Genomic DNA, 14,304 nt, shown 5'->3' with positions numbered 1-14,304 from the left:
GTCCTCCCGTGTTTCAGGTAGAGGACCGTACGATCAGCTTTGATTTCATAACGACGGATTGCCCCACATAGTTCGCGTCGTCTTTGTCCGCGATTCTGCGCAGAAGCAGCTGGGCTGCCGTCCGGGCCAGCTCCAGTACCGGCTGGCGCACTGTGGTCAGCGACGGAGTCACCATCTTTGCCACCATAATATCGTCGTAGCCCACCAGCGCCACGTCCCGGGGAACCTTATAATTATGCTCAATCAGATACCGAAGAGCCCCCATGGCCATATAGTCATTGGCACAAAATACTGCGGTGGGCGGTTCCTGAAGTTCCATCAACTGCTTCATTCCCGCATATCCGCTTTCCAGCTTATAATTTCCCTGCACCACATAATCGAACGGAACCTGTATCCCGTGTTCCCTCAAACACTCCTGATAGGAATCATACCGCTCCATGGCCATGGCCGATATCACCGGGCCCTGAATATGGGCGATCCTCGCATGTCCTTTCTGGATCAGGTGGCGTACCGCCTCGTAGGCGCCTACCCGGTTGTCTATTTTTACGGAATCCAGGTTGGTATTTCCGGCATCCCGCTCCAATAACACCATCGGGATATCAGACTGAAGCTTTTCGATATGGGAACTGGGCATGTTCATACCGATCAGGATCACCCCGTCGATCTGTCTTTTTTCCAGCATTTTCAGACATTCCAGTTCCATCTGAATATTGTTATCCGAGTTACAGATCAAAAGGTTGTAACCGGAATTCTTAAGTTCTGTCTCGACTCCCCGCATCATCTCCAGGAAAAACAGATTACTCATATCGTTTACCACCAAACCGATCACATTGGTGGACTTTTGTTTTAAACTTCGGGCGATACTGTTAGGCTGATATTCCAGCTGCCTGATCGCCGATTCGATTCGTTCCTTCGTCTCATCTGTCATATGTCCGGCATTCTGGCCGTTCAGATATCTGGATACGGATGTTTTCGAAACATTGGCCAGTCTGGCCACATCCAGGATGGTTGTCATATACAAATCCTCCTTAAGTTTCCATTAGGAAACCGTTCCCCTAAATGTTTAGAAAATGGTTCCCCTTGATTTCGGGGAACTATCTTCTGATACTATAAGCACTGAGCGGCTGCTATTTTTTTATCGCTATGAGCACTTAGCGGCTGTTCTTTAGCCGCTTACGTGCGATGCATGAAAAATAGTCAGCGAGGCTTTTTCGAGCGCTACTATTTTTTATCGCTTCCTGCAGGAATTCCTTTCAATCAGTTTCACTTCAATTTTCATTTTCAGGTTTCTTCCCTGCTCTTCTTCCATCTTATCAATCAGGCGGCCCACAGCCAGGTCTGCCAGATCGGTCCACGGAACACTCATGGTGGTCAATTCCGGTGTAACCAGATTGGCGACGACGATATTGTCAAATCCAATTACCGATACTTCGCCGGGCACATCGATTTTTAACTGCTGCAGACATTTGATCGTTTCCACAGCCAGTGTGTCACTCTCCGTAAAGAAAGCGGTCGGCAGCTTCGAATGCCTGCCCAGCTCTTCCATCAGATACGGTTCGATCTCCTGCCCGTTATTATCCACCCGGATCATATAGGCCTTCTCAGGTTCGATTCCATTTTCCCGCAGCGTAGCCTCATAGCCGGCCTGCCGTTCCTTAAAATTCTCGCTGTCCACCGTGGAATAGATATAGCCGATCTTTGTATGTCCTAATCCGATCAGGTAACGTACCGCTTCACAGGCCCCGGCATAATTATCAAAAGAAATACAATCCACACTGATGTCACGAAAATAACGGTCGATGGCCACCACCGGCACCGGTACATCACAGATCGTCTTCATTTCCTGGGAGGTCAGATCGGTAGCCAGTACGATGATGCCGCGAATCCGGTAGGTTTCAATAATTTCTTTCAGCTTTTCCGGAAAGCCCTCCTGGATCTGGACAGACTTAAAAAATAAGTAATGATGGTATTCATTAATACTCTTTTCAATTTCCTTCATAATCTCGTAAAAGGATAGGGAGACATTCCAGCTGTCCTCTTCTCCGAGATTGGAAACCGGGCACAGGAGCATGATCAGTTTGGATTCCATCAGTGACCCGTCACTTTCCATGCCGCCGGTTTTCATCAGTGCATTGGTGGTATAGCCTTCCTCTTTTACAATATCCAGTATCTTCTTCCTGGTCTCATCGCTGATCCCGGCTTTCCCATTCAATGCAAAAGACACCGCCGTCGTAGATACCCCTGCCTTCTTCGCGATATCTTTCATTTTCAGTTTCATGAAAAATCTCCTGTCTATCTGATAATTTCTATAGTGATTCCTTTCTGTAATGCACGTCGCAGGAACACAGAGCTTCACATCCGTCTTCGGTCACCAGATAGCCATTTTCCAGTCTCATTCCGCCCCAGTCATTCAGGAACATGGGAATATCGATGGAGAACACCATGTTCTTCTGAACGGTCAGATCCAGTTTGGAGGACAGGATCGGCGGTTCGAATTCAATAGTACCGGTGCTGTGGATACCGGAATAAGCGAAATGACTTCCCATACCGGCTTCCTCTATGTATTTTCTGGAAACCGCATCCATCTCCCGTGCCGTCACACCCGGACGGAGCATCTTCCTGGTTTCTTCCTGTGCATACATAACTAATTCTATATAGCGCTTCACATCATCGTCCGGTGTTCCAAGTACAAAAGGACGGCCAATCGCGCCATGATACCCTTCATATCTGGGAGCGATCGTGGCAACCACCAGATCCCCCTTTTCAATCTTACGGAATGTAGTCCTGGACAGAATCGGAGAAGTGTTCTCCCGGCCGGAATTGATCATCATGGCGATCCCCATTCCTTCCGCGCCCATTTTTCTCATCACATACTCCGCCTCCGCGGCGATCTCCCGTTCGGTACTTCCCTCCCGGATGCTTTCATATACTTTCTGCATTCCCGCCTCAGCGATCTGATAAGCATAGCGGATCACTTCGATCTCATTATCCGTCTTAACGGCCCGCAGCATGGACATGGGTGAATCCACATCTATCAGGTGTTCTTCACCAAACCGGCCGATCAGGGTTTTATACAAGTCATAAGGAACAGCCGACTTGCCGGCGATCCCCACATTCGTAATCTTCCTCCCGGACCTTTCTTCCAGTTCCCGGATCACAGATTCCAAACTGGTAACTTCGCAGTACGGGTACTCTTCATCCGGATGCAGAAATTCCCAAATGGCTTTCACATTTTTGCATTTGGAGGACAGAAGTGCGAACTCCACCGACTCAGCACCCGTTATAATACAGGGTTCTCCCACGGCCGGCACCAGCACAAAAGCCGCCTCAAACTGAGGTTCATAATCCACCAGCCATCTGGAATAAGCCTGTCCATAAACATAACGGTCATCCGCGTAAGCTGCCACCAGATCCACCTTCTGCTCTTCCATCAACGCCTGAACCTTTTTCCATCTGTCTGCAAATTCCTGCTCTCTGATTACCGGTCTCATCCTTCTATTCTCCTTTTTCCTCCATGTGCTAACACGTTTTCTAAATTTCTTTAGTTTAATTTTAGCATCATTTTAGAAAATGTCAAGTAGAAAACTAAATTATTTTTGTAAATATCCCATTTACCTTTGAATTCTTCGGCCATTCTTTTGATTGATTCGCCATTTTTTCTTATATTTTTTCTATTTCATCAACATTATGCACAATTCCAGCCTATCAATCCGATCCATAACCGAAACTCAAAATAAATCTCCTCCATTTACATCACTAAAATATTTTAGTTCATTTGTTTCCCATTACCCCAAACCCCTTCCAACCCCCGGTAACCGATTCCCGGCTTCAGATCATCCATATTCTATAGGAAATCCGCTCCCCCCACACATTCCAAACACCCCCATCAAGTTTACACCTCCTTCCGGCCGTATCTTTTTTTCCGCTCCCTCCACACGCCTGATGTTCTTCAAAAGTTTCTGCCCATCCATAAGTCATCAATGAAGTCATGCCCCCATTAAAGCAGGGCCATACCTCTATTCTAAGCGATTCCTCCATAATTGGCAAATATTCGTTTTCATTCATAATTTCACCTAATCCACTCTTCAATAATCTTATCCCCTAACAGACCAGCATCCTGGGACAGGCCCCTTTCTCCACGCAGTTGCCGAAAAGGCCGGCTCTCTTACCGAAAGGTGCCAGTCCCCCCCTAATTCAGCTGACCTCAAGGGGGCCCATAGTAAAGCAGGGCTGAGAGGGAACGGGCGGACCCGGCCGGCATCCGGCGTCAAATCTCGTGGGGACAAATCACTTGAGGCCGGGCCTTAGAACGACTTACGCAGGAGGCGGGAGAACCTCGCAGGGCCCGGAACACTGTCCGAGCCGTCCTTGGGCGAGTTTGTTCCGGGCCCTGCCAATAAGAGGTTCTCCCGCCTTCGAAGTTAGTCGTTCTTAGGTCCGGCCGAAGTGATTTGTCCCCACGAGATTTGACGCCGGATGCCGGCCGGGTCCGCCCGTTCCCTCTCAGCCCGGCCCTCTTAGCCCGGCCCTCTCAGCCCAGCCCCCCTACATCTGCAGCAACCGGTCCACCTGAACCAGTCCCCACCCCTGCTGTTCTCTGGCCAGCCCCAAATCCTCTGAATACTCCCGCAGCCGCAGCTTCACCTCCACATTGGTCATATCCGGGTATTTAGAAAGCAGCAGCGCAATACAGCCTGATACCACCGGGGTAGCCATAGACGTACCGCTTTTGGATGAATAAAAAGGCCGCCCGCGCCGGATACAGGCAGCATTGCAGGATACGATATTCGATCCGGGTGCCACCACATCCGGCTTCTTCACACAGGACATGGTCGGACCGCGGCCGGAATAATTATAGCGCCGGTTTCCGAATACATCCACATATTGCTGGTCATCGGAAGAGCCGATGGTGATCACCTTCCGGCTGATACCAGGTGTCGTGATACTCTGGGGCTTCGGCCCGTTATTCCCGGCCGCCACACATACGACCAGCCCGCTGTCCCAGGCCTTATCCACTCCCCTCACCAGCGCTGATTCCTCGCCGGTCCCTTCTTTTGGTTTCGTACCTACAGATATATTAATAATACGGATATTATACTCTTCTTTATGGGCTATCACCCAGTCCAGGGCTGTCAACACATCCTTGGAATTACCATTCCCCTTATGATCCAGCACTTTTATGGAGATCAGCTGACATTCCGGGGCAATTCCCATATATTTTCCATTGGACACCTGGCCGCTGCCGCCGATGATACCAGCTACGTGGGTGCCATGGCCGTTGTCATCATAGGGTCTTGTCTTTTGATGCAAAACATCATAAAAACCCATAATCCGGCCCTGCAGATCCGGATGCGGATTGACACCCGTATCCAGGATCGCAACGCCGATTCCCTGTCCCAGAACGTGCTGCCTGTAAGCGCTTTCACATCCCAGCAAATTTCTGACTCGATTCACAAGATAATTCCCTCTTGATTCTTTTCTATTACAATATTCAGATCAAGGGAAAAAGTTCTTTATTCCGCAGCACGCAGCCGGTCCACCAGGCTGACCTTTTCGATATTTTTAAAACAGATACAGGGCACGATGACCGCGAACAGAAGCAGCACAGGCGTACACAGGACCAGAGGCATGATGGTAAACCGGAAAGTGCTGCTCCAGCTGGAAGCCACCATCATTCGCACCCCGATGCCGACAGCCAGCGTTCCGAGCAGGTAAGAAGCCGCAAGGGTCATCCCCGCATAATCCAGTCCTTCAAATATCAGCATTTTCCGAAGCTGTTTGGTCGTCATACCCACGCTCTGGATCATGGCAAACTCTTTCTTTCTGGATACGATGGCGGTTACCATGGAATTAATAAAATTCAAAATACCGACGAACGCGATAATCACACTGACTGCCATTCCGGTGATAACTGTGGACATAGTCTCCGACCGATACTGTTTGGCCAATGTTTCTTTGGATACGACCGAGAGATTTTTATCATAATTCTTCCGGTAGTCCTCCAGGAATTTTTCCGCATCAGCCTGATTTTCCTCTGCCACCTGAAAGAAGTATTTGCACAAGCTGCTGCCCGGGAATATCTGGAGAAAGGACTCTGCAGGGAGGTAAAAATCCAGGCAGTATGCAGCGTCATCCCCATTCTTCCCCTCTATTCCGGCCGGATATAACGGAGCGATGACAGCCATCACCTCATATTCCTTTCCATTCAGTGTAAGTTTGCTGCCAACCGGATAGGTAGGCTGTGCTTCCTTTTTGCCTTCCGATTCATAACCGCCCGCAATCACATAATCGCCGGATCTGAACTTTTCCGCGTCAAAGGTACCCTCCAACATATAGGCGTCTTCCGTGAGCAATTCCGGGAGAAATCCGTCGATTCCAAAGACTAACGCTTTCCCTTTCTTTTGCTTCTTCGCCTCATTATAGCCTTCGATCCAGTATGGATCATATTCCATGGCCTCATAGCGATACGTATTCTCCCGCTCAAAATACGATTCGATTCTGTCCAGCACATCCGGGGGCAGCTCCACATCTGTCTTTTGGGCGTAGAGCGCGGCCGTATCCTGCAGACCGTTAAGCTTTCCGATCTGCCCGATCAGCTGATCCGACAGCGTCAGGCCGTAGGGGTTAAAGGCGGCAGACATTGCGCTTAAAGAAAGATCCTCCACCGTGAAATCGCTGATTGCCTGGCTTCTCATGTATTTATCAAGGTCAAAACTTTTATTTTTTGCGAAAATGCAGCAGAGCAGCACCATACCAAGGGTCAGGGAACAGATGACCGTAGCCGTACGTTTTTTATTTCTGCCCAAATTCGAAAGAGCCATACGGAATATGGAAGCTCCCTTTTTTGTCTTTCTGGTTTCCGGGCCGTGAGCAAGGGCATCGGAATAATTCAGCGCTTCCACCGGAGAGATTTTTCCCGCTACCTTTGCAGGCTTGCGGCAGGAAATCCGGACCGTCACCCAGGCAAACGCGGCTGCTCCTAAAAAGATCAGCGGGCTCGTGGATACGAATGGACGTTCACTTAAGATCAGAACCGGCACCAGAAGGCTGCCTAGCCCATAGCCCAGCAAAAGCCCGATCGGTATTCCCCACAGGCAGAGCCGGCCGGCCTGGGCGTACAGCAGTTTTCGTATCTGTTTTCCTGTAGTTCCCAGTGTTTTGAGTTTCCCGTAAAATTGAATGTCGTTCACGACCGAGATCTGGAAAATATTATAGATAATCAGATATCCGCTGACAAATACCAGGATCATACCAAGCAGCATGGGAATCAGTTCTGACAGCCCGGTAAACTTTAATTGCGGGTCGTAGGCCCAATTGATCCCGTATGAGAGGTCCGGAGCATTCAGGTCGGAAAGTATCTGCTGCGCGGTTTCTTCCAGGTTCGATGCATGTTTTACCATGACGCTCAACATATGGGTGCCGCCCACCTGGTTTTGTGCGATCCGCCCGGCTATGTCCGCTCCTGCATATTTCTCCGCCGCGAACTGTCTGGATACAAACGCCATGCTGGCTAAAGAAGAAGCATTTCCTTCCCAATAGCCGCAGAGCACAAATTCCTGCCCGGTAAGCGTTTCGCTGTACAGGTCATCCCGCCAGTGAAGCGTAATCTTCTGTCCTAATTCATGGGGAAGTCCCAACGCGTCCAGAACTGCGGTATCCAGAGCGATATCATTTTCTCTGACCGGCATGTTACCGGTTGTCGGAACAGCATAGGAGTATGTGGCGTAGTTATCGTCCGCGTAGCGAATCTCTACCTGGCGGTTTTTCAGCCCGTCATCCTCGGCGATACCGATGACAATACTTTCTCCCCAGCCGGTAATCTCCGGATGGGATTTGATAAGCTCCGCCTGATCCGCGGTCAAATATTTAAAAGACATATGGTCATAGGTCCCGGCCTGCCTGAAATTCATCTGCCTTATATTTTCCATCATACTCTCGGATAGAACAAACAGGGAGGTAAACATCACCGTGGTCAGGACAATCGCCAGGATCGCCACCAGATTCCGGCTTCGGTTGGCGCGGTAGCTGGCTTTCGTCAATGTTTTTAGCATCTTTACGTTCAACCTTGCCACCCCCTACTCAAAGATCCGGCCGTCTTCAATCCGGACGATTCTGTCTGTCAGTTCCGCAATATCGTTGTTGTGGGTAATCATTACAATGGTCTGATGAAATTCTTTTCCGGTCATTTTCAGAAGGCCGATCACATCATCACTGGTCCTGCTGTCCAGATTCCCGGTCGGTTCGTCGGCCAGAACGATGGAGGGTTTAGACGCCAGCGCCCGTGCGATCGCCACCCGCTGCTGCTGTCCGCCAGACAGATGATTCGGCATATGGTACAGTTTCTCTTTCAGCCCTAACAAAGTTACGATCCGGTCGATAAAATCCTCATCCGGTTCTTTCGCATCCATGGATAACGGAAACACGATATTTTCCCATACGTTCAGAACCGGAATCAGATTGTAATTCTGGAAAATAAAACCGATCTGTTTTCTTCGGAATATGGTAAGCTGCTCCTCGTCCAGACCGGTCAGCTCGGTTCCTCCCACGATTACGCTGCCGGCGCTTGGATGATCCAGACCGCCCAGCATGTTTAATAACGTCGATTTCCCGCTTCCGGAGGTTCCGACGATAGCCGTAAAACTTCCTTTCCCGATGGAAAGATCAATACCGTCCAGGGCCTTTACAACCGTTTCCCCGGTTCCATAATATTTTTTCAGATCCTTTGTCCGTAAGATAGTTTCCATTTCTAATTTCTCCTCATCTGCGTTTTTCTGTATAGGAGTATTGTAATGGGTGATCGTTACGGAATAGGTACAGAAAAGGTACATTTTTGTAACTTTAAAGAAATTAAAAATTACTCTGCCTTTTTATGATCCGGTAACACAAAACAGGAATCCCTACCGCTGCCGCCAGCAGAATCGGTGTGCAGAGGAACAGCGGCATTATGGAAAACCGGTACTGATAAGCCCATAGATTACTGATTTTGGTCAGATACAGATACATTCCGGGACCTGCCGCCAGCAGGGACAGCGGATATACAACAGCAAGCACCAGGCCGGTCTCGCAGACCCCTTCCCAGATCATCAGGCACAACAGCTGTCTGTCTGACATTCCCAGTTTCAGGCAGGCTGCGAATTCCTGTCTGCGGGATAAAAGTCCTGCGATCAGCGTATTAGCCAGATTAAAAATACCGATCACCCCAAAGGTCAGGGCCATCAGCGCACCGACCGCTGCACCGGAGCGGATCTGCTGGTCAAATGTCTCTTTCAGCGCTTCCCTGGACCGGATATCCAAAAACGGCTCCTTCGTATTCTGGTAGTCAGCAAGCCAACGGTCCACGCTGGCCCGTTCCCCTTCCTCCACATTCAGATAGAGCTTATGAATCCCCCTCTGAGGATAGAGCTGTCTGAAACTCTCCTCAGGAAGAAAGAGACCCAGGGAAAAAGCGGATTCCGCACTGTCATTTTCTGCGCTCAGATAGGCAGGCGCCATACACAACGCCATGATTTCAAAAGTTCTGCCTCCGATCTTTACCTGTTCCCCGACTTGGTAATTCGGCTGCCCGCCGCCCTCCACTCCCTCGGCTATGGCGTAGGCGCCGGATGCAAATAGTTCCGCGTCAAAGGTTCCGTCTATCAGCTGTTCCGGACTGGTCAGCAATTCCGTATAGCTGCTGTCCATCCCATAGATCATTCCGACGCAGGTATGATTCTTCCGCATATTTTCGTAGGCTTTCGTCCAGTAGAGATCGCTTTCCATCTTTTTCAAACGCCAGCCCCCTTCTGACTCAAAATAATTCGTCAGCCTGTTGTAGATAGGGTCCTTAAGGTTCAGCCATTCTTCCTGTTTATAGAGCGCTCCCCTGCGGCTGATCCCCGGCAGTGCTTCCACCTGACGGACCAAAGACGGTTCCAGATCCCTGCTGTTATTGGCGCCATCCGCGCCATTCCCGCCTTTGGACAGCGTATAATCCGAAAACGTGATAAACTGAAGATATATATCGTGATCCGCGCTTATATATTGGACATAGACACAGCTCAGCAAAAGGAAAGCCAGGGACAAAGAGGCAATCACAACAGCAGTTCTCCTCTTGCTGCGCGCCAAATGATAAACAGCCATTCTCCTGGGCGTTATCCTCTTATGCTTATTTTCTTCCTGTTCTTGATTTCCTGTTCTGGTAGAAACGGGGAAAAATTTTTTCTTAACCTTCCTTATCCCGGCTCCTGGCAGCTCCATATAACGGACGGCTTCCGCCGGTGCTATGCCGGCTGTAATCCGGGCCGGACGGAAACTGGAAACGAAAACCGTCAGCAGGGACAGCACTCCTGCCGCGGCAATCCCTTTCAGGCTCACAATCAGCCCGACAGGAATTTTAGAAAAGCTCAGGATTTCATGCCCGAACATCACAGCCCCGCCGATTCCCAGGGCCGCCCCAATCGGTATACCCAGCCCGCATTCGGCAAGCGCCAGCTCATACCAGATCACGCGGATCTGTCTGGGAGTCATTCCCAGGGTAATAAGCTTCCCATAAAAACGAATATCCGCATCCACCCCGATCCGGAATATATTATAAATGATCAGGAAGCCGCAGACAAATACGGGAATAAAACTTAAAATATACGGAAACAGTTCCGGCAGCTGGCTTACCAGAAACTGCCGGTACATTTCTTCCGTAGCATGCATATCATTGATACAATAATCACGGATACTGCCCACCAGGCTCTGTACAATGACGGATAACACCGTGAACAGCGCCGTCGTCAATGACACGCTTAAGACAGCCATCAGATTTCTGCTCTTATGGAACCTGAATTCCCTCCTGACCAGCCGCCAGCATACAGACAGGTTATTGTTCCGGAACATTCCCGTTTCCTCCTGATGATATGATTTTTCCATCTTCAATCCGGATCAGCCTGTCCGCCATCTGGGCAATGTCCTCATTGTGCGTGATCATAACCAGTGTCTGACGGAAACGATCTGCCATGCTCCTTAGCAGTCCCATTACATCCTGGCTGGTCCTGCTGTCCAGATTCCCGGTGGGTTCGTCCGCAAGAACGATAGCAGGCTTTACAGCCAGGGCTCTGGCGATCGCCACTCTCTGCTGCTGGCCGCCGGAGAGTTCATGGGGAAAGGCCCCGAGCCGGTCCCTTAGTTTCAGCATCTCCACAATCTCACCGACCATCTTCCGGTCGATACAGCTGTGATCCAGATCCAGCGGAAATACGATATTTTCATATACGTTCAGGGTAGGGATCAGATTATAATCCTGAAATATAAATCCCACCCTCCTCCTCCTGAATATGGCACGCTGTTCCCTAGACATGCCTGACAGCTCCCTGCCCTCCACCAGGACGCTTCCCGATGTCGGCGTATCCAGTGCGCCGAGCATGTGAAGCAGTGTGGTTTTTCCGCTGCCGGAGGTTCCGATAATGGCGGTGAAACTGCTCTGTTCGATTTCCAGATCTATTCCGTCCAGCGCGCGCACACAGTTCTCTGCGCTCCCATAATATTTCGTCAGCTCTTTTGTTTGTATGATGGTCATTGCCGCTTCCTTCTCTAAACTTTGATCACTCATGTATTCAGAAGAAATACAGAGAACGTGGTCCCCTTTTTCGGGATGGACCGGACACTGATGTAACCTTTCTGCATACTCAGTATTTCTCTTGCCAGATATAAGCCTAACCCTACTCCCTCCTGCGAGGTAATCTCCGGTTCCCGGTAAAAACGCTGAAATATCTTGTGATACCGATCTTTCGCAATTCCTTTTCCGTTATCGGCTACGTCGATCCTGGTATAAAATTCCCCCGGCTTCACGGCAATTCTGATGAGGCCGCCCTCAGGGGTATATTTCACCGCATTATCCAGCAGATTGAACAGGGCCTCCGCCGTCCACTTCGGGTCATGCCGCACATGGATCAGAGGTTCACAGTCCACCCGGATCTCTATGTTCTTTCGCTCCGCCTTTGCCCAGGCTCCATTCAGCGCACTGGCGATGGTCTGGTAAACACTGGCGTCCTTAAGCGTAACCGATAGAATTCCGGCTTCCAGCCGGGACATACGGATCATGGACTGCATCAGAAAATCCAACTTGTCGATCTGTTCTTCCATTAGTTTCAGAAAGTTTTTTCTTTTTTCCTCATCCAGCTCGTGCTGCTGCAAAATGCCATTGAACATCTTAATATTGGCGATAGGGGTCTTTACCTGATGGGAAATATCAGATACCACCTCCTGAATTTCCCTTTTCGTTTCGGTAATTTCCTCCCGTTCCTCTCTGACCTGAGAGGCATACTGGTTTAACTTCCCCTGGATCTTGGCCTCCAGCGTATCCTCATAAGGTTCCCAGGCCGCTTCCCGGGATATCATACGGTCCAGCGCGCCGCAGATCGAATCGGTAAACCGGATCACCTTCCGGTGCAGGTAAATATTCCTGACCAACAGCAGGACCAGCGCGGCCGCCAGAAGAATCAGCATGATATCTTTCATTGGTTCTCCCCTGTAAAGACGTAACCCATCCCGTAGATCGTCTTTATGTACTTATGGTCCGCGTCCTCTATCTTATTGCGAAGCCGCGTCATGTTCACCGTTAACGTATGTTCATCGATATAGTTTTCCGCGCTGTCCCAGAGCTTTTCTAACAGCAGCTGTCTGGTCACCACATTACCGGCATTTGCGATCAATAGTTTCAGAATCTTGTATTCATTGGGCGTAATCACCAGCTGTTCTCCATTTTTCGCTGCGGCCAGCGCTTCAAAATCGATGCTCAAATATCCGTCCGAAAAGCCATCCCCTTTTTTGACCGGCTCCTGTTTCTTTCTTCTCAGTACAACTTCCAGTTTCCGCCGAAGGATCTGGATGTTAAAGGGTTTCGTTATATAATCCTCCGCACCCAGGTCAAATCCGTCCAGTATATCCTGCTCCATGTCACAGGCCGTCAGAAATACCACCGGTGTTTTATAGCTCTCCCGTATGGTCCGGCACAGCTCCATACCGCTGCCATCGGGCAGATTCACGTCCAGAATCACCAGATCAAAGCGGTCCGACTCCATCACCTGTACTGCCTGCCGGCAGTTGTAAGCCGCCATAGCGATATACTGGTCCGCCTGCAGTTCGAAGCAAAGCCCGGCGCTTAGCGCCAGGTCATCTTCTACGATCAGTATTTTTTCCTTCATCTGTCTTTCCTTTACCAATTTCTTCCTTTATCCGGCCGCCTTGCCCCATATGCCTTCCCCGCATATAGTATCCTCATCGCCGGTTAGCTTTCGCTCTGATTACCAGTCCAATCATTTAAGCATATCCCATATCTTTGAGCATCTGTCCCAGAACCCGCAGCCTCTCCCCGATCAACTCGCCATCGTCGTTCAGTGTCTGGGAAAACAGGCGGATATCCTCATCGATCATGGGATTCTCCGTGCACACCGCCACCGTCATGGCGTCACCTTGCAGCCCCACCCGGTCAATCGTGGTATGCGCAGAATCGTAGAGCTTCGGATAGCGGTACGCCTCCTGGAAATACTGCATGGTTCTGCAGATCAGAATAGACAGATCAAGTACCCGGTGCATCGGCAGTTCCTCAGACTGGCGGGACCATTTTTCACCGGTATAGCGCCAGACCTTGGCTGAAATGTCCACTTTTCCTCTGTCGTTCCACTGGGCCAGCCCCAGTGACAGCCCTTTGGCATCGGTGTAATATGCCTTTCTTCCATCGATATTTTCATAGTTTTCCGATACAATGACCGGTTTATGTTTTAAGGTTACCGGTATTTTCATATTATAATTCCTCCGCATTCTCAAGTTTGCTCATCCATTTCAGCTGCAATTCCTGGAGTTCTTTTGTGTAGTCTGTCTTATTCTCCTCTTTCTCATCGTAAGGCAGTTGTTCCAGGACTTTCATTTCAAAGGCCGGTTCGCCATATTCCTTCCAATCTGCCAGCATTCTGCGGTTAGGATGAAATCCCGAGCTCACTTTAAAATAATGCCCATTCATCTTTCCTCTCAGATCCTGGGCGTATCCCACGTACTGTTTTCCATTCCCGGAACAGGAAATGACGAACACCCCCATATCCGGCTTACGTAATTTATATTCCATTTGCAGTTCTTTCTTTCTGGATTTATCCATCGCTGCCTGCCCCTTTCCCGTTTTTCGGAATCTTTCACACTACTAGTTTAGTAATTTACTAAATTAGTAATATCATATTTATTCCTAATTGTCAAGCAGGACTTGCATATAACAGAATGCCGGGTTACGATTCATGGCCATCTTTGGTAAATTGAGAGGGGACTGGCACTTTTCGGTAGGAAAGCTAA

General features: G+C 49.6%; 13 protein-coding genes. All 13 read right to left on the bottom strand.

The window, feature by feature from the left end:
* Window positions 1–13: 13 nt before the first annotated feature.
* The 13 genes from ABC831_RS14880 to ABC831_RS14820 all read right to left on the bottom strand — a co-directional run bounded on the left by ABC831_RS14880 (window position 14) and on the right by ABC831_RS14820 (window position 14,116).
* Window positions 14–1,015, bottom strand: coding sequence for a LacI family DNA-binding transcriptional regulator (locus ABC831_RS14880; protein WP_343248894.1), 1,002 nt, complete (start codon window positions 1,013–1,015; stop codon window positions 14–16).
* A gap of 213 nt (window positions 1,016–1,228) precedes the next feature.
* Entirely contained in the window at window positions 1,229–2,278 is a 1,050-nt protein-coding gene (locus ABC831_RS14875) for a LacI family DNA-binding transcriptional regulator (RefSeq protein ID WP_343248893.1), read from the bottom strand.
* Between the two features lie 28 nt (window positions 2,279–2,306).
* A complete protein-coding gene (locus ABC831_RS14870) occupies window positions 2,307–3,491 on the bottom strand; it encodes a M24 family metallopeptidase (protein ID WP_343248892.1) in 1,185 nt (394 codons plus the stop codon).
* Window positions 3,492–3,828: 337 nt separating this feature from the next.
* Window positions 3,829–4,065: a hypothetical protein gene (locus tag ABC831_RS14865; protein WP_343248891.1), complete on the bottom strand. Its 237-nt coding sequence runs from the start codon at window positions 4,063–4,065 to the stop codon at window positions 3,829–3,831.
* Window positions 4,066–4,545: 480 nt separating this feature from the next.
* Window positions 4,546–5,454 carry a S8 family peptidase gene (locus ABC831_RS14860; RefSeq protein WP_343248890.1) on the bottom strand — a complete coding sequence of 303 codons (909 nt, stop codon included), beginning with the start codon at window positions 5,452–5,454 and terminating at the stop codon, window positions 4,546–4,548.
* A gap of 59 nt (window positions 5,455–5,513) precedes the next feature.
* On the bottom strand, window positions 5,514–8,072 hold the full coding sequence (locus ABC831_RS14855) for an FtsX-like permease family protein (protein ID WP_425524593.1): 2,559 nt from the start codon (window positions 8,070–8,072) through the stop codon (window positions 5,514–5,516).
* A gap of 3 nt (window positions 8,073–8,075) precedes the next feature.
* Window positions 8,076–8,744, bottom strand: a complete 669-nt coding sequence (locus tag ABC831_RS14850; RefSeq protein WP_343248888.1) for an ABC transporter ATP-binding protein — start codon at window positions 8,742–8,744, stop codon at window positions 8,076–8,078.
* A 103-nt stretch (window positions 8,745–8,847) separates the two neighbouring features.
* The gene (locus tag ABC831_RS14845) at window positions 8,848–10,863 is read right to left on the bottom strand and encodes an ABC transporter permease (protein WP_343248887.1); all 2,016 of its coding nucleotides are present in this window, start codon (window positions 10,861–10,863) and stop codon (window positions 8,848–8,850) included.
* Window positions 10,847–11,542 (bottom strand): ABC transporter ATP-binding protein, encoded by a 696-nt coding sequence (locus ABC831_RS14840; protein WP_343248931.1) that lies wholly within the window; start codon window positions 11,540–11,542, stop codon window positions 10,847–10,849. The genes ABC831_RS14845 and ABC831_RS14840 overlap by 17 nt, the downstream gene beginning before the upstream one ends.
* A 29-nt stretch (window positions 11,543–11,571) precedes the next feature.
* Window positions 11,572–12,483 (bottom strand): sensor histidine kinase, encoded by a 912-nt coding sequence (locus tag ABC831_RS14835; RefSeq protein ID WP_343248886.1) that lies wholly within the window; start codon window positions 12,481–12,483, stop codon window positions 11,572–11,574.
* Window positions 12,480–13,169 (bottom strand): response regulator transcription factor, encoded by a 690-nt coding sequence (locus ABC831_RS14830; protein ID WP_343248885.1) that lies wholly within the window; start codon window positions 13,167–13,169, stop codon window positions 12,480–12,482. The genes ABC831_RS14835 and ABC831_RS14830 overlap by 4 nt, the downstream gene beginning before the upstream one ends.
* A gap of 115 nt (window positions 13,170–13,284) precedes the next feature.
* Window positions 13,285–13,767 (bottom strand): DUF6530 family protein, encoded by a 483-nt coding sequence (locus tag ABC831_RS14825; RefSeq protein ID WP_343248884.1) that lies wholly within the window; start codon window positions 13,765–13,767, stop codon window positions 13,285–13,287.
* Window position 13,768: 1 nt separating this feature from the next.
* Window positions 13,769–14,116, bottom strand: a complete 348-nt coding sequence (locus ABC831_RS14820) for a GIY-YIG nuclease family protein (RefSeq protein WP_343248883.1) — start codon at window positions 14,114–14,116, stop codon at window positions 13,769–13,771.
* Between the last annotated feature and the right edge of the window lie 188 nt (window positions 14,117–14,304).

The sequence above is a fragment of the Diplocloster hominis genome (assembly GCF_032380655.1).
In the GTDB taxonomy this organism is placed as follows: domain Bacteria; phylum Bacillota; class Clostridia; order Lachnospirales; family Lachnospiraceae; genus Diplocloster; species Diplocloster hominis.
The sequence above is the reverse complement of the archived record's forward strand: the minus strand, read 5'-3'. Positions and strand labels throughout refer to the sequence as shown.